The sequence below is a fragment of the Variovorax sp. Varisp46 genome, assembly GCF_059491885.1.
In genome coordinates this window covers 1,833,428-1,848,822 of record NZ_CP168515.1, presented here as the reverse complement: position 1 = coordinate 1,848,822, position 15,395 = coordinate 1,833,428, and the positions used below count along the sequence as shown (strand labels likewise).

14 protein-coding genes are annotated in these 15,395 nt (G+C 65.5%); 3 read left to right on the top strand and 11 right to left on the bottom strand.

From position 1 onward, the window contains the following. Positions 1–20: 20 nt before the first annotated feature. The gene (locus ACEN9N_RS08705) at positions 21–1,295 is read left to right on the top strand and encodes an acyl-CoA dehydrogenase family protein (RefSeq protein WP_056592700.1); all 1,275 of its coding nucleotides are present in this window, start codon (positions 21–23) and stop codon (positions 1,293–1,295) included. Positions 1,296–1,377: 82 nt separating this feature from the next. Here ACEN9N_RS08705 and ACEN9N_RS08700 read toward each other — a convergent pair whose 3' ends face one another. From ACEN9N_RS08700 to ACEN9N_RS08680, 5 genes are all read right to left on the bottom strand, one after another. Next, positions 1,378–1,878 (bottom strand): GNAT family N-acetyltransferase, encoded by a 501-nt coding sequence (locus tag ACEN9N_RS08700; RefSeq protein WP_413315788.1) that lies wholly within the window; start codon positions 1,876–1,878, stop codon positions 1,378–1,380. Positions 1,879–1,892: 14 nt separating this feature from the next. Further along, positions 1,893–3,221, bottom strand: a complete 1,329-nt coding sequence (gene glmM, locus ACEN9N_RS08695) for a phosphoglucosamine mutase (RefSeq protein ID WP_007836960.1) — start codon at positions 3,219–3,221, stop codon at positions 1,893–1,895. Further along, positions 3,218–4,030 (bottom strand): dihydropteroate synthase, encoded by an 813-nt coding sequence (gene folP / locus ACEN9N_RS08690; RefSeq protein ID WP_495656362.1) that lies wholly within the window; start codon positions 4,028–4,030, stop codon positions 3,218–3,220. The genes glmM and folP overlap by 4 nt, the downstream gene beginning before the upstream one ends. A gap of 103 nt (positions 4,031–4,133) precedes the next feature. After that, a complete protein-coding gene (gene ftsH, locus ACEN9N_RS08685; RefSeq protein WP_056592692.1) occupies positions 4,134–6,050 on the bottom strand; it encodes an ATP-dependent zinc metalloprotease FtsH in 1,917 nt (638 codons plus the stop codon). Positions 6,051–6,217: 167 nt separating this feature from the next. Next, the gene (locus tag ACEN9N_RS08680; protein ID WP_042674023.1) at positions 6,218–6,886 is read right to left on the bottom strand and encodes an RlmE family RNA methyltransferase; all 669 of its coding nucleotides are present in this window, start codon (positions 6,884–6,886) and stop codon (positions 6,218–6,220) included. A 33-nt stretch (positions 6,887–6,919) separates the two neighbouring features. On the opposite strand from ACEN9N_RS08680, the gene ACEN9N_RS08675 reads away from it, so the two are divergent. Together ACEN9N_RS08675 and ACEN9N_RS08670 are read left to right on the top strand one after the other, a co-directional pair. Then, the gene (locus ACEN9N_RS08675; protein WP_042674024.1) at positions 6,920–7,399 is read left to right on the top strand and encodes a YhbY family RNA-binding protein; all 480 of its coding nucleotides are present in this window, start codon (positions 6,920–6,922) and stop codon (positions 7,397–7,399) included. A 2-nt stretch (positions 7,400–7,401) separates the two neighbouring features. Next, complete coding sequence (locus tag ACEN9N_RS08670) at positions 7,402–8,160, top strand: hypothetical protein (RefSeq protein WP_007836971.1); 759 nt, start codon at positions 7,402–7,404, stop codon at positions 8,158–8,160. Between the two features lie 33 nt (positions 8,161–8,193). Here ACEN9N_RS08670 and ACEN9N_RS08665 read toward each other — a convergent pair whose 3' ends face one another. The 6 genes from ACEN9N_RS08665 to ACEN9N_RS08640 form a co-directional block, all read right to left on the bottom strand. After that, positions 8,194–8,610: a DUF4149 domain-containing protein gene (locus ACEN9N_RS08665; RefSeq protein ID WP_413315787.1), complete on the bottom strand. Its 417-nt coding sequence runs from the start codon at positions 8,608–8,610 to the stop codon at positions 8,194–8,196. 11 nt (positions 8,611–8,621) lie between these two features. After that, positions 8,622–9,098 carry a transcription elongation factor GreA gene (gene greA, locus ACEN9N_RS08660; protein WP_007836973.1) on the bottom strand — a complete coding sequence of 159 codons (477 nt, stop codon included), beginning with the start codon at positions 9,096–9,098 and terminating at the stop codon, positions 8,622–8,624. Between the two features lie 64 nt (positions 9,099–9,162). Next, positions 9,163–10,032: a Kdo hydroxylase KdoO gene (kdoO, locus tag ACEN9N_RS08655; RefSeq protein ID WP_495655869.1), complete on the bottom strand. Its 870-nt coding sequence runs from the start codon at positions 10,030–10,032 to the stop codon at positions 9,163–9,165. A gap of 8 nt (positions 10,033–10,040) precedes the next feature. Then, a complete protein-coding gene (gene carB, locus ACEN9N_RS08650) occupies positions 10,041–13,289 on the bottom strand; it encodes a carbamoyl-phosphate synthase large subunit (RefSeq protein WP_413315785.1) in 3,249 nt (1,082 codons plus the stop codon). After that, entirely contained in the window at positions 13,282–14,466 is a 1,185-nt protein-coding gene (carA, locus tag ACEN9N_RS08645) for a glutamine-hydrolyzing carbamoyl-phosphate synthase small subunit (protein ID WP_413315784.1), read from the bottom strand. The genes carB and carA overlap by 8 nt, the downstream gene beginning before the upstream one ends. Before the next feature lie 142 nt (positions 14,467–14,608). Beyond that, complete coding sequence (locus ACEN9N_RS08640; RefSeq protein ID WP_495655868.1) at positions 14,609–15,394, bottom strand: TrmH family RNA methyltransferase; 786 nt, start codon at positions 15,392–15,394, stop codon at positions 14,609–14,611. Between the last annotated feature and the right edge of the window lies 1 nt (position 15,395).

Sequence of the window (15,395 nt, the reverse complement as noted above, 5' to 3'; positions counted from 1 at the left end):
ACACCCACCAGGAGACGAAGATGGATTTCGAATACTCGGCCAAGACCAAAGACCTGCAGAAACGCGTCCAGGCATTCATGGACGACCACATCTATCCGGCCGAAGCCGAGTACCACGCCGAACTGGCCGCCAACACGGTCGCCGGCAAGCGCTGGTCGGCTCTCAAGACCGTCGAGAAGCTCAAGGAAAAGGCCAAGGCCCAGGGCCTGTGGAACCTGTTCCTGCCGGTCGACAGCGCCGCCGCCTCGGGCTATGAGGGCGCGGGGCTGACCAACCAGGAATACGCCCCGCTGGCCGAGATCATGGGCGCGGTGCCATGGGCGAGCGAAGCCTTCAACTGCTCGGCGCCCGACACCGGCAACATGGAGACCATCGCGCGCTACGGCTCGGAAGAAATCAAGGCCCGCTGGCTCAAGCCGCTGCTCGAAGGTCAGATTCGCTCGGCCTTCGCGATGACCGAGCCCGAAGTGGCATCGAGCGATGCCACCAACATCGCCACGCGCATCGAACGCCAGGGCGACGAATACGTGATCAACGGTCACAAATGGTGGATTTCGGGTGCGGCCGACCCGCGCTGCGCCGTCTTCATCACCATGGGCAAGAGCGACCCCGATGCGCCGCGCCACTCGCAGCAGAGCATGGTCATCGTGCCGGCCGATGCCAAGGGCATCCGCATCGTGCGCCCACTGAACGTGATGGGCTACGACGATGCGCCGCACGGCCACGTCGAGATGTACTTCGAGAACGTGCGCGTGCCCGTCAACAACATTCTGCTCGGCGAAGGCCGTGGCTTCGAAATCGCCCAGGGCCGCCTCGGCCCTGGACGCATCCACCACTGCATGCGCCTGATCGGCCTGGCCGAGCGCGCGCTCGAACTGATGTGCAAGCGCGCCTCGTCGCGCGTGGCCTTCGGCAAGACCGTGGCCTCGCAGACCGTGACGCAGGAACGCATCGCCGAAGCCCGTTGCAAGATCGACATGGCTCGCTTGCTCACGCTGAAGGCCGCCTGGCTGATGGACGTGGCCGGCAACAAGGTCGCCAAGAACGAGATCGCCATGATCAAGGTGGTCGCGCCGTCGATGGCCTGCCAGGTGATCGACTGGGCCATGCAGGTCCACGGCGGCGGCGGCATGTGCGACGACTTCCCGCTTGCGGCCGCCTATGCCGGTGCGCGCACGCTGCGCTTTGCGGACGGCCCGGACGAAGTGCACCGCAATGCAATCGCCAAGTGGGAGCTGGGCAAGTACGCCCCGACCAAGGCGGGCGATGCCGAAATGCCGGTAACACGTTTCTGATCTGACTTGCCCCCTCTTCCCCGGGGGGAGAGGGTTGGGATAAGGGCCGACGGCGACAGGTACGCCTCGGCCCTTTTTCTTTTCAGAGCTTCTTCTGCAGGAAGACGGCCCTGCCGAACGCCGGATCGAGCTGATAGCTCACGAACCCGTCGCGTTCATAGGCGCGCAGCGCGGGCGCGTTGCCCGACAGCACTTCGAGCGTGAGCTTGCAGGCGCCGCGCCTGCGCGCCTCCTGCTCCACCTGAGCGAACATCTTCTGCGCCACGCGCTGCCCGCGATGGCCGGCCAGCACGACCACATCGTGCACGTTCACCAGCGGCTTGCAGGCAAAGGTCGAGAAGCCTTCGATGCAGTTGATGAGGCCCACGGCCCGCTCACCGTCGTAGGCCAGCACGCTGAAGGCCTGCGGGCGCGCTGCCAGCGCCGCAGGCAAGGCTTCGCGCACGGCCGCGTCGAGCGGCGTGCCGCCACCAGCCGGATCGCGGGCATAGCTGTCCAGCAGAGACACGACAGCCTCGGCGTGCGCGGGATTGCGATAGTCGGCGATCAGGGTCGCGATCGCGGCGTGGCCAGGCGTCGACATGCGATGCGCGCCGGTCAGCCCAGCGTGGCCGCCAGGCGCTGGGCGTACGAGTCGGCTTGTGCCGCATCGCGCGCCTCGACCATCACCCGCACCAGCGGCTCGGTGCCGCTCGCACGGATCAGCACGCGGCCGCTGTCGCCAAGTTCCGCCTCGATGCGCTGGGTTTCGCTCGCGAGCGCCTTGTTGGACTTCCAGTCCTGGTCCGGAGACAGGCGCACGTTGATCAGCGTCTGCGGGAACAGCGTGACGCCTTCGAGCAGCTGCGCCACTGTCTTGCCGCTGCGCACGCAGGCCTGCAGCACCTGCAGCGCGCTCACGATGCCATCGCCCGTGGTGTGGCGATCGAGCGCCAGCAGATGGCCGGAACCTTCGCCGCCCAGCAGCCAGCCGCGCTTGTCCAGCTCTTCGAGCACGTAGCGGTCGCCGACCTTGGCACGCACGAACTCGATGCCCTGCCCGCGCAGCGCCACTTCGACGGCCTTGTTGGTCATGAGCGTGCCGACCACGCCCGCCGGCTTCTCGCCGCGCGCGATGCGCTCGGCCACCATGAGGTAGAGCAGCTCGTCGCCATTGAACAGGCGCCCGCTGGCATCCACCAGCTGCAGGCGGTCGGCGTCGCCGTCGAGGGCGATGCCATAGTCGGCCTGCTGCGTCGTCACCGCGGTCACCAAGGCCTGTGGATGCGTGGCGCCGAAGCCCTTGTTGATGTTGAGCCCGTCGGGCGAAACGCCGATGCTGCTGACCTCCGCACCCAGTTCGTGGAACACGTTGGGCGCGACCTGATACGCCGCGCCGTGCGCCGCGTCGACGACCAGCTTCATGTCGCGCAGGGTCAGGTCGTTGGCGAAGGTGCTCTTGCAGAACTCGATGTAGCGCCCCGGCGCGTCGTTGAGGCGGCGAGCCTTGCCCAGGTCGGCGGAGGCTGCCCATACCGGCGCTTCCTCCAATGCCGCCTCGACAGCCAGTTCCCAGGCGTCGTCGAGCTTGGTGCCCTGCGCGCTGAAGAACTTGATGCCGTTATCGGGGTAGGCGTTGTGGCTCGCGCTGATCACCACGCCCAGGCTCGCGCGCTGGGCGCGCGTGAGGTACGCCACGCCGGGCGTCGGCAACGGGCCGAGCAGCACCACATCGACGCCCGCCGAATTGAAGCCCGACTCGAGCGCCGACTCAAGCATGTAGCCCGAGATGCGCGTGTCCTTGCCGATCAGCACCGTGGGACGCGCCTGGGTTCTCTTGAGCACGCGGCCCACGGCATGTGCGAGGCGCAGCACGAAATCGGGCGTGATGGGCGCCTGGCCGACAGTGCCGCGGATGCCGTCGGTGCCGAAATATTTGCGGGTCATGTGGTTTCCTCTTTTCTTTGTTGTGGTTCTTGTGCCGCCTTCATTGCTCGCCACACGGCGAGGGCGGCCACTGTGTCGCGCACGTCATGCACGCGCACCACGGCCGCGCCGCGGTCCACGGCCAGCACCGCCGCGGCGACGCTGGGTACCATGCGCTCGCCCGCCGCCTCGATGCCCGTGACGGCGCCGATGGACGACTTGCGCGACCAGCCCAGCAGCAGCGGGTAACCGCCGGCGAGCAACTCGCGCTGGCGCGCCAGCAAGGCGAAATTCTGCATCACGGTCTTGCCGAACCCAACGCCGGGGTCGAGCATGATGCGCGAAGAATCGACTCCCGCCGCACGAAGAAGTTGCGCCTGCTCCCCGAGGAAAGACAGCACTGCCGGGATCACGTCGCCCGCCATGGGCACGGCCTGCATGGTCTGCGGGTCCCGATGCATGTGCATCAGGCAGATGCCGCACGAAGGGTGCGCCGAGACGGCTTCGCGCGCGCCCGGCTGGCGCAGCGCCCAGATGTCGTTGACGATGTCAGCGCCCAGATCGAGCACGGCACGCATGACCTCGGGCTTGTAGGTGTCGATGGAGATCGGCGCGTTCAGCTTCACTGCCTCGCGCACCACGGGCAGCACGCGTGCCAGCTCGGCCTCGAGCGGCACCGCGGGGCTCCCTGGGCGGGTCGATTCACCGCCGACGTCGAGGATGTCGGCGCCCTCCTTCAGCAGCTGCTCGCAGTGCTTCAGCGCGCTGCCGGTGGAAGCGTGGGCACCGCCATCGGAGAAGGAGTCGGGCGTGACGTTGACGATGCCCATCACGCGCGGCTGCGCGAGGTCGATGCGAAAGCGTGAGGTCTGCCAGACCTCTCCATGGAAAACGGGGCCAGAGGCCCCGTTGTTGCTTGCTGCCAAGTCCACTTCAAGCCGCAGTGGGCGCCGGGTCGGGATTGACCGCCGGCGTGCCGCCGCTGCCGCCACTGCCCGAGGGCGGGATGCGCGGCGTCCAATCCTTGGGCGGGCGCGGCGCACGGCCGGCCATGATGTCGTCGAGCTGTTCGCTGTCGATGGTTTCCCATTCGAGCAGCGCCTTGGCCATGGCGTGCATCTTGTCGCTGTTCTCTTCGATCAGGCGACGCGCCAGGGCGTACTGCTCGTCGATGATGCGGCGCACCTCGCTGTCGACCTTTTCCATGGTCTGTTCGCTCATGTTCGTGGTCTTGGTGACCGAGCGGCCCAGAAACACTTCGCCTTCGTTCTCGGCGTAGACCATCGGGCCCAGCGCATCGGTCATGCCGTAGCGCGTGACCATGTCGCGGGCAATGGAGGTCGCGCGCTCGAAGTCGTTGCTGGCGCCCGTGGTCATCTGGTGCATGAACACTTCCTCGGCGATGCGGCCGCCGAACAGCATGCTGATCTGGTTGAGCATGTATTCACGGTCGTAGCTGTAGCGGTCCTGCGAAGGCAGGCTCATGGTCACGCCGAGGGCACGGCCGCGCGGAATGATCGTGACCTTGTGGACCGGGTCGCACTTGGGCAGCAGCTTGCCGATGAGGGCGTGGCCGGACTCGTGGTAGGCCGTGTTGCGGCGCTCTTCCTCGGGCATGACCATGCTCTTGCGCTCGGGGCCCATGAAGATCTTGTCCTTGGCCTTCTCGAAGTCCTGCATCTCGACCACGCGCGCATTGCGGCGTGCGGCCATCAGGGCGGCTTCGTTGCAGAGGTTGGCCAGGTCGGCACCCGACATGCCGGGCGTGCCGCGGGCGATCACGCTCGGGTTCACGTCCTGGCCCAGCGGGACCTTGCGCATGTGCACGCCGAGGATCTGCTCGCGGCCGCGGATGTCGGGCAGCGTGACGTAGACCTGGCGGTCGAAGCGGCCGGGACGCAGCAAAGCGGCGTCCAGGATGTCGGGGCGGTTGGTGGCAGCCACCACGATCACGCCGAGGTTGGTTTCGAAACCGTCCATCTCGACCAGCATCTGGTTGAGGGTTTGCTCCCGCTCGTCGTTGCCGCCGCCGAGACCGGCGCCGCGCTGACGGCCCACCGCATCGATTTCGTCGATGAAGATGATGCAGGGCGCGTTCTTCTTGGCGTTCTCGAACATGTCGCGGACACGGGCGGCGCCGACGCCGACGAACATTTCAACGAAGTCGGAACCCGAGATCGAGAAGAAAGGCACCTTGGCTTCACCGGCGATCGACTTGGCCAGCAGCGTCTTGCCGGTGCCTGGGGGACCGACCAGCAGCAGACCACGCGGAATGCGGCCGCCGAGCTTCTGGAAGCGCTGCGGGTCTTTCAGGAAGTCGACCACTTCACGGACCTCTTCCTTGGCCTCGTCGCAGCCCGCGACGTCGGCAAAAGTGACCGTGTTGTTGTTCTCGTCCATCATGCGGGCCTTGCTCTTGCCGAAGCTGAACGCCCCGCCCTTGCCGCCGCCCTGCATCTGTCGCATGAAGTAGATCCAGACGCCGATCAGCAGCAGCATCGGCCCCCAGCTGACCAGCAGCGTCATGAGGAGCGAGCCCTCTTCGCGCGGCTTGACGTCGAACTTGACGTTGTGGTCGATCAGATCGCCCACGAGCCCGCGGTCGAGCACCGTGGCGGTCGTGCGGATCTTGCGATCGTCGTTGGTGACGGCGACGATTTCACCGCCGGCGGCGCCTTCAGGAATGATGGCGCTCTTGACCTGGTTGTTCCGGACCTGGTCCAGGAACTCGGAATAGCTGACTGTCCCCGAACCGACGCCGCCGCGGGTGTCGAACTGCTTGAACACAGTGAACAACACCATGGCAATGACGAGCCATACGGCAACTTTGGAAAACCACTGATTGTTCAAACGAAGCTCCAGGCTAAAGCGCGTGACAGACAGATGAAAAACGCGCTATGGGTACGCAATTGCGACCCATTTTAGGCTTTTCAAGCTGCGAAAAGCGGGCATTTCCCTAATGCGGCGATAGGCTGGCATGGGTTTGTGCCCCGGACGCGCCCCTGCGCAGCAAGGTATCAAGGCGTATCCGAGGCCTTGAGGCCCACGCCGACCAGGAAGGTTTCAGCCGATTTGTCCCGCGATGCCTTCGGCTTGAACGGCTTGACGATGCGGAAATTCGCCTTGAAAAGCTTCACCAGGTCGTCGTAGCCGCTGCCGTGGAACAGCTTGGCCACCAGCGCTCCTTCAGGCTTCAGATGGTGCTGGGCGAAGTCGATCGCAAGCTCGATCAGGTGAGCCACGCGGGCGGCGTCGGCCGAATGGATGCCTGACAGGTTGGGCGCCATGTCCGACACCACCAGGTCGGCCTTTCGGCCCGCCAGCACGCCCAGCAACTGTTGCAGCAGCGCGTCTTCGCGGAAATCCCCCTGCAGGAAGGTCACGCCCTCGATGGGCTCCATCGGCAGGATGTCGAGCGAAACGATGGTGCCGTTGAGCTCGCCGGCCGCCGCCCCGCCGGGCGACATGCGCCGGCGCAGGTACTGGCTCCAGGCGCCCGGGGTAGAACCGAGGTCCACCACCAGCTGCCCCGGCTTGACGAGCCCGAGCGACTCGTCGATCTCCTTGAGCTTGTAGGCGGCGCGTGCGCGATAACCCTCCTTGGTGGCGAGTTTCACGTAGGGGTCGTTGATATGGTCGTGCAGCCACGCCTTGTTGACTTTTTTGCTTTTGGCTTTGGTGCTCATGAAGGTCTTCGTGTACGCGTCGATAATACGGGGATGCCCGCCATTCAACTTACCCCTGCCGAGCGCAAGGTGCACCGCGCCGAAGCTCACCACCTGGATCCGATCGTCATGGTCGGTGGAGACGGGCTCACCCCTGCCGTAAAAAAAGAGGCCGATGCGGCGCTCAAGGCCCATGGCCTGATCAAGGTCCGGGTCTTTTCCGACGACCGCCTCGCCCGCGACGCCATGCTGCGAGAGCTGTCCGACGAACTCGGCGCGGCCCCGATCCAGCACATCGGCAAGCTGCTGGTGCTGTGGCGCCCGAAGCCCGAAAAGGAACGCGTGGTCGATGAAGACCGCATGCCCGGCCCGCGCGACGTCAAGATCGTCAAGTACAGCAAGCGCGGCGGCCAGCGCCCCGAAATCAAGACCCTGCGCGTGCTCGGCAATCAGCGCCTCACCCCCGGCGGCACCATCAAGCGCGCCAAGGCAAAGCGGCCGCTGTCGGCCAAGAAGCGCAACCAGGCGGACTGAGCTTGGTGGCAGCGCAAGGCGCCCAGCGCCACATCCTCTGCATGAAATGGGGCACGAAATACGGCCCCGAATACGTCAACCGGCTCTACGCGATGGTGCGCCGCAACCTCCGCGGCGACTTCAAGTTCGTGTGCCTGACCGACGACGGCAACGGCATCCACCCCGAGGTGACGTGCCTGCCGATCCCGCCCCTCAATCTGCACCTGGCCCCGGGCCAGCGCGATGGCGCCTGGAAGAAGCTCACGACCTTCGAGCAGGACCTGCACGGCCTGCGCGGCACCGCTCTCTTCCTCGACCTCGACGTGGTGGTCGTCGGCAGCCTGGACGCCTTCTTCGAACAGCCTGGCGAATTCCTGATCATTCACGACTACGCCCGCCCCTGGCGACGCGAGCGGGTCACCGGCAATTCGTCGGTCTACCGTTTCGAGTTGGGCGCCCATGCCGACGTGCTGGCGTATTTCCGCGCCAACATGGACAAGGTCCAGGCCGAGTACCGCAACGAGCAGGCCTACCTCTCCGACGTGCTCCACAAGCAGGGCAAGCTGGCCTACTGGCCTGACGCCTGGTGCCCGAGCTTCAAGTACCACGGCATCCCGACCTGGCCAACCAACTACTGGGAAGAGCCCTTCGTGCCCGAGGGCGCGCGCATCATGGTGTTCCATGGCGAGTGCAACCCGCCGGATGCGCTGGCAGGCCGCCGCAACCGGGCCTTCCGGTACATCCGGCCTGCGGGCTGGGTCGCCAAGTATTGGAAAGAGTGAGAGGCACGAGGCGGCAATTGCCGCCTCTGCACTTCAGCCCGGCTTGCGGGCGCCCATGCGCCATAGCAGCACGCCGGTACACAGCCACTGCACGAAGTACATGCCGGTGCCCACGGCGTGCCACAACTTGAGGTTCTCGCGCGCCAGGATGCGCGGCGCCACGGCGTACTGCTGAAGCAGCGCCAGCAACAGCGCCCCCAGGATGAAGAAGATCGCCGTCATCGCCGGCCCGTCCATGCGCTCGTCGGCCTTGGACCTGAAATGGATCAGCAGGATCAGTCCGCAGGCAATTGCGACCCAGCTCTGCGCCTCGAACAACTGGCCGGCGAAGTTGCCCGCCACCGATGGATTGCCCAGCTTCGCGAACAGCATCGGCACCACCAGGAAGCCGATCGTGGTGAGGCTGCCCCACCAGAAGGCGGCCAGCATCAGCGCAATGCGGTCTTTCACGGGTCGAAGAATCAGAGGTAGCGAACGGCCACGATCTCGTAGCGCTTGAGTCCGCCGGGCGCCTGCACTTCGGCGGTGTCGCCTTCTTCCTTGCCGATCAGCGCACGCGCGATCGGGCTGGAAATGTTGATCAAGCCGAGCTTCAGGTCGGCTTCGTCTTCACCAACGATCTGGTACTTCACCGCGTCGCCGGTCTCTTCCTCTTCGAGCTCCACGGTGGAGCCGAACACCACCTTGCCACCGGCATCGAGCTCGCTAGGATCGATGATCTGCGCGGCCGACAGCTTGCCTTCGACCTCCTGGATGCGGCCTTCGATGAAGCCCTGGCGGTCCTTGGCGACTTCGTATTCGGCGTTCTCGCTCAGGTCGCCCTGGGCACGCGCTTCGGAGATGGCGTTGATGACCCAGGGACGGTCCACCGTCTTGAGCTGGTGAAGTTCGGCGCGCAGCTTTTCGGCACCGCGCTTGGTAATTGGAATGGTGGCCATGTTTGGTTCTCCATAAAGCGAAACCGCCGAACGATGCCGTTCGGCGGTCGATTGGGGGGACAGGTCAGACGAGATTGCGTCCGGTCAGCCGGCTCAGGATGGCGAGCGGGCTCGAGTCGGGATTGTATTGCTTCGAAGCGGCCAGATGAAGGGTCTGCTCGAGCATGTACTGGCCCGCCATCACGGCGTGCGAGGTCTGGTCGGAGAAGCACACCCACACCGAGCCCGGCGGGAACTCGGCCTTTTCCTGCGGCGAGTTTTCCTGGTACGCCATGTCCGATTTCATGCCGTCGTGCAGCTGCAGCATCAGGTGGTCGTACTCGCTGCGGAACGACTTGGTCACGTGCAGCGCCTGCAGCAGCCTGGCTTGCCAGCGCACATACGGCTTGGCGCGCGGCAGGAAGCGCTTCGCGATGTTCTCGAAAGGCTCGCCCACCCGCCACACGCGCGGTGCGCCTTCAGGATTGACATTGGTGAACACACGCAGGATGCGCTCGCCGTAGTTGGGACGCGACGGGAACGCATCGACGTGCAAACGCCGATCGTCCGCGCGCCACGACTGCACGCGCGTCTCGACCTGCGCCGGCCGGTAGCTCGTGGGCGCCAGCCGCAAGGCTGGCGTGTAATGCGGCAGCAGCCCATGAATGAGCTGCGTGGCCTGCGCCCGGAAGCGCCCCACCATCGCCGCGGCCTTGCGCTGCACCGCCTCGTCGCCGACAGCGCCCTTGAGCTTGCCATCGGCACCGAGGCTGATGTTGCGCACATCTGGCGACAGCAGGCTCGGCGTGAGCAGGCTGCGCTCTTCGGGCAGCAGCTCGAAGCCCAGGCGCGGGAAATACAGCACCTTGCCCGCTTCCAGCTCCGCGATCCACGCCTCGTTCGGCGTGGCCGCGTTCCAGTCGCTCAGGCCCAGTTCGACGAGCTGCGTTTCCATGACGGCGCTCAGGCGGCAGCCAGCTGCGCGTGCATCTCCTGCACCGAGATCACGCCCAGCTCGTCCATGAAGCCCATGCCTTCCACCGCGGCTTCGGCGCCGAAGATCGTGGTGAACGTGGTCACGCGCGCCAGCAGCGCCGAAGTGCGGATTTGCCGCGAATCGGTGATCGCATTGCGGCGCTCTTCCACCGTGTTGATGACCAGCGCAATCTCGTTGTTCTTGATCATGTCCACGATGTGCGGGCGGCCTTCGGTCACCTTGTTCACCGTCGCACATTCGATGCCGGCGGCGCCGATGGCGGCAGCCGTGCCCTTGGTGGCGATGATCTCGAAGCCCAGCTTGACGAGTCCGCGCGCCACTTCCACGGCACGCGCCTTGTCGTTGTTCTTCACCGAGATGAAGACCTTGCCCGACTTCGGCAGGTGTGTGCCCGCGCCGAGCTGCGACTTCACGAAGGCTTCGCCGAAGGTCTTGCCCACGCCCATCACTTCGCCGGTCGACTTCATCTCTGGGCCGAGGATGGTGTCCACGCCCGGGAACTTGACGAAGGGGAACACGGCTTCCTTCACGCTGAAGTACGGCGGCGTGACTTCCTTCGTCACACCCTGCGACTTGAGCGACTGGCCGGCCATGCAGCGTGCCGCCACCTTGGCGAGCTGGATGCCGGTGGCCTTGCTCACGTAGGGCACGGTGCGAGAAGCGCGCGGGTTCACTTCCAGTACGTAGATGACGTCTTTGCCATCCTTTTGCTGGATCGCAAACTGCACGTTCATCAGGCCGACCACGTTCAGAGCCTTGGCCATCGCGGCGCTCTGGCGCTTCAGTTCAGCGATGGTTTCTGCACTCAGGCTATAGGGCGGCAGCGAACAGGCAGAGTCGCCCGAATGCACACCGGCCTGTTCGATGTGCTCCATCACGCCACCGATCAGCGTGGCGCCTTCGGCGTCGCGGATGCAGTCGACATCGCACTCGACAGCGTCGTTCAGGAAGCGGTCGAGCAGCACCGGCGAGTCGTTGCTGACCTTGACCGCTTCGCGCATGTAGCGCTCGAGGTCGCGCTGCTCGTGCACGATTTCCATCGCGCGGCCGCCGAGCACGTAGCTCGGACGCACCACCAGCGGATAGCCGAGGGCCGCGGCCTTCTCGAGCGCCTCGGGTTCGGTGCGCGCGGTGGCGTTCGGCGGCTGGCGCAGGCCCAGCTCGTGCAGCAGCTTCTGGAAGCGCTCGCGGTCTTCGGCCGCGTCGATCATGTCGGGCGAGGTGCCGATGATCGGCACGCCATTGGCTTCGAGGTCGAGCGCGAGCTTCAGCGGCGTCTGGCCGCCGTACTGCACGATCACGCCGAGCGGCTTTTCGCGGTCGACGATCTCGAGCACGTCTTCGAGCGTCAGCGGCTCGAAGTACAGGCGGTCGGACGTGTCGTAGTCGGTCGACACGGTCTCCGGGTTGCAGTTGACCATGATGGTCTCGTAGCCGTCCTCGCGCATGGCGAGCGCAGCGTGCACGCAGCAGTAATCGAACTCGATGCCCTGGCCGATGCGGTTGGGACCGCCGCCGAGCACCATGATTTTCTTCTTGTCGGTCGGATCGGCTTCGCACTCGTCCTCGTAGGTCGAGTACATGTAGGCGGTGTTGGTCGCGAACTCGGCGGCGCAGGTGTCTACGCGCTTGTAGACCGGGCGCACGCCCAGGGCGCGGCGCTTCTCGCGGATGGCCGTGTCGGTGGTCTTCAACTGCTTGGCGAGGCGGCGGTCGGAGAAGCCCTTCTTCTTCAGCGCGAGCAGCGTGTCCTTGTCGATGTCGTCGAGCGACTTGGTTTCCAGTTCGAGTTCGATCTTCACGATCTCTTCGATCTGCACCAGGAACCACGGGTCGATCTTGGTCAGCGCGAACACTTCGTCCACGCTCAGGCCCATGGCGAAGGCATCGCCCACGTACCAGATGCGCTCGGGACCGGGCTCGCCCAGTTCCTTTTCGAGCACTTCGCGGTCCTGCGTCTTCTCGTTCAGGCCGTCGACGCCCACTTCGAGGCCGCGCAGCGCCTTCTGGAACGACTCCTGGAAGGTGCGGCCCATGGCCATCACCTCGCCCACCGACTTCATCTGCGTCGTCAGGCGCGAGTCGGCCTGCGGGAATTTCTCGAAGGCGAAACGCGGGATCTTGGTGACCACGTAGTCGATCGACGGTTCGAACGACGCGGGCGTGGCGCCGCCGGTAATTTCGTTGCGCAGCTCGTCGAGCGTGTAGCCCACGGCCAGCTTGGCCGCGACCTTGGCGATCGGGAAGCCCGTGGCCTTGGAGGCCAGCGCCGAGGAGCGCGAGACGCGCGGGTTCATCTCGATGACGACCATGCGGCCGTCCTTCGGGTTGATGGAGAACTGCACGTTCGAACCGCCGGTGTCCACGCCGATCTCGCGCAGCACGGCCAGCGAGGCGTTGCGCAGGATCTGGTATTCCTTGTCGGACAGCGTCTGCGCCGGTGCCACGGTGATCGAGTCGCCGGTGTGCACGCCCATCGGGTCGAGGTTTTCGATCGAGCAGACGATGATGCAGTTGTCGGCCTTGTCGCGCACGACTTCCATCTCGTACTCTTTCCAGCCGAGCAGCGATTCTTCGATCAGCAGCTCGTTGGTCGGCGAGGCTTCGATGCCGCGCTTGCAGATGGTCTCGAATTCGTCGGGGTTGTAGGCGATGCCGCCGCCCGTGCCGCCGAGCGTGAAGCTGGGGCGGATCACGGTCGGGAAGCCGAGCGTCTTCTGCACGGCCCAGGCTTCGTCCATCGTGTGGGCGATGCCCGAGCGCGCCGAACCGAGACCGATCTTGGTCATCGCGTCCTTGAACTTCAGACGGTCCTCGGCCTTGTCGATGGCTTCGGGCGTGGCGCCGATGAGTTCGACTGGCTTGTTGGTGGCCGCGCCCGTGTACTTGTCGAGCACGCCGTTGCGCCAGAGGTCGAGCGCGCAGTTCAGCGCGGTCTGGCCGCCCATGGTCGGCAGGATCGCGTCGGGGCGTTCCTTGGCGATGATTTTCTCGACCGTCTGCCAGGTGATGGGCTCGATGTAGGTGACGTCGGCCGTGGCCGGGTCGGTCATGATCGTCGCGGGGTTGCTGTTGATCAGGATGACCTTGTAGCCCTCTTCGCGCAGCGCCTTGCAGGCTTGCACGCCGGAGTAGTCGAACTCGCAGGCCTGGCCGATGATGATCGGGCCGGCGCCGATGATGAGGATCGATTTGAGGTCTGTGCGCTTAGGCATTCTTGCTCTCCGTCTTGTGCTTTTCCATGAGTGCCGTGAAGCGATCGAACAGGTAGCCGATATCGTGCGGGCCGGGCGAGGCTTCAGGGTGGCCCTGGAAGCAGAACGCAGGCTTGTCGGTGCGCGCCAGGCCCTGCAGCGTGTTGTCGAACAGGCTGATGTGGGTGGGACGCAGGGTGGCCGGCAGCGACTTCTCGTCGACCGCGAAGCCGTGGTTCTGGCTGGTGATGCTCACGCGGCCGTTGTCCAGGTCCTTCACCGGATGGTTCGCGCCGTGGTGGCCGAACTTCATCTTGAAGGTCTTGGCGCCCGAGGCCAGCGCCATGATCTGGTGGCCCAGGCAGATGCCGAAGGTCGGGATGCCGGTCTCGATCAGTTCCTTGACGGCGCTGATGGCGTAGTCGCAAGGCTCCGGGTCACCGGGGCCGTTGGCCAGGAAGATGCCATCGGGCTTGAGCTTGAGCACGTCGGCCGCGGGCGTCTGTGCCGGCACCACGGTGATGCGCGCGCCGCGCTGCGCGATCATGCGCAGGATGTTCTTCTTGACGCCGTAGTCGAAGGCGACGACGTGGAACTTCGGCGTGATCTGCACGCCGTAGCCCGCGCCGAGCTTCCACTCGGTTTCAGTCCATTCGTAGGTCTGCGTGACCGACACCACCTTGGCGAGGTCGAGGCCCGACATGCTCGGCGCGGCCTTGGCTGCGGCGATGGCCTTGTCGATCAGCGCCTGCGTCACGGTCTCGCCCGCGGCCAGGCCCAGGATGCAGCCGTTCTGCGCGCCGTGGGTGCGCAGGTGTCGCGTGAGCTTGCGGGTGTCGATGTTCGCAATGGCCACCGTGTTGCCGGACACGAGGTACTCGGTCAGCGTGGCGGTCTTGCGGAAGTTGGAGGCGACGAGGGGCAGGTCCTTGATGATCAGGCCCGCGGCATGGATCTTGTCGGCTTCGATGTCTTCACCGTTGACGCCGTAGTTGCCAATGTGCGGATACGTGAGGGTCACGATCTGCTGGCAGTAGCTCGGGTCGGTGAGGATTTCCTGGTAACCGGTCATGGCGGTGTTGAACACCACTTCACCGGTCGTGGAGCCGGTGGCTCCGATCGAATTGCCTTGAAAGACCGTGCCGTCTGCGAGCGCCAGGATGGCGGGCGGGAAACTTCCCTTGAGAGACAAAAGCACTGGGTTCTCCGGATGGTTACGGTCGCCCGGAGCCCCAGGCGCGTTGCCTGCGGACTGCTGCTTCAGGGGATTTTGGCGTTAAAGGCGGCCGGGCGACGCTGATTTGCGAGTAAGCCCCCGATTGTAGCCCGGACTGGGTGTGTTATTTGGCCTGCAGGGCTGCTCCGCTAGCATGCAGGCAGATCGCGGCAGCTGCCGCGACGTTGAGCGACTCCTCGCCGCCTGGCTGGGCGATGCGGATATGGTGCGTGGCGCGCGCCTCGAGCGCGGGCGACACGCCCTGCCCTTCATGGCCCATCAGCCAGGCGCAGGGATGCGGCAGCTCAGCCTTGTGAAGCCACTCGCCGTGATGCGAGCTGGTCGCCACCAACGGCACTTTCAGGCCGTCGAGCACGTCGGCATCCACGCCTTCGATCAGCCGCAGGCCAAAATGCGCACCCATGCCTGCACGCAGCACCTTCGGCGCCCACAGGGCCGCCGTACCCTTGAGCGCGATCACCTGGATGAAGCCGAAAGCGGCTGCGCTGCGAAGGATGGAGCCGGCGTTGCCGGCGTCCTGCAGACGGTCGAACACCACGCTGGGCGCATCGGGGATCAGCTCCGGCCGCGCTGGCAGGTCGAGCACGAAGCCCATCGGCGCAGGCGACTCCAGGCCGCTGGCGCCGCGCAGCAGATCGTCGCTGACTACTACGGTTTTAATAGCACTACTTACCCATTCGGCAGGGGCTGTGGGCCAGAAAGACTCCGAAAACACCGCAATCGCCGGCTTCACGCCGCGCGCCAGCGCCGCCCGGCACAGGTGGTCACCTTCGAGCCAGATGCGGCGCAGCTTGCGATAGGCGCCCGGGTCCTGGGCCAGTTTGCGCAGGTCCTTGAGGAGTGGGTTGTCGCGCGAACTGATGAGGCTCGCGCCGGGATCGATGGTCATG

What these genes read in the sequence shown, in the direction of transcription:
- carB (WP_413315785.1), bottom strand. Translation starts at nt 13,289, where the DNA reads ATGCCTAAGCGCACAGACCTCAAATCGATCCTCATCATCGGCGCCGGC.
- ACEN9N_RS08700 (WP_413315788.1), bottom strand. Translation starts at nt 1,878, where the DNA reads ATGTCGACGCCTGGCCACGCCGCGATCGCGACCCTGATCGCCGACTAT.
- ACEN9N_RS08705 (WP_056592700.1), top strand. Translation starts at nt 21, where the DNA reads ATGGATTTCGAATACTCGGCCAAGACCAAAGACCTGCAGAAACGCGTC.
- folP (WP_495656362.1), bottom strand. Translation starts at nt 4,030, where the DNA reads ATGGGCATCGTCAACGTCACGCCCGACTCCTTCTCCGATGGCGGTGCC.
- glmM (WP_007836960.1), bottom strand. Translation starts at nt 3,221, where the DNA reads ATGACCCGCAAATATTTCGGCACCGACGGCATCCGCGGCACTGTCGGC.
- ACEN9N_RS08680 (WP_042674023.1), bottom strand. Translation starts at nt 6,886, where the DNA reads ATGAGCACCAAAGCCAAAAGCAAAAAAGTCAACAAGGCGTGGCTGCAC.
- ACEN9N_RS08640 (WP_495655868.1), bottom strand. Translation starts at nt 15,394, where the DNA reads ATGACCATCGATCCCGGCGCGAGCCTCATCAGTTCGCGCGACAACCCA.
- ACEN9N_RS08675 (WP_042674024.1), top strand. Translation starts at nt 6,920, where the DNA reads ATGCCCGCCATTCAACTTACCCCTGCCGAGCGCAAGGTGCACCGCGCC.
- kdoO (WP_495655869.1), bottom strand. Translation starts at nt 10,032, where the DNA reads ATGGAAACGCAGCTCGTCGAACTGGGCCTGAGCGACTGGAACGCGGCC.
- greA (WP_007836973.1), bottom strand. Translation starts at nt 9,098, where the DNA reads ATGGCCACCATTCCAATTACCAAGCGCGGTGCCGAAAAGCTGCGCGCC.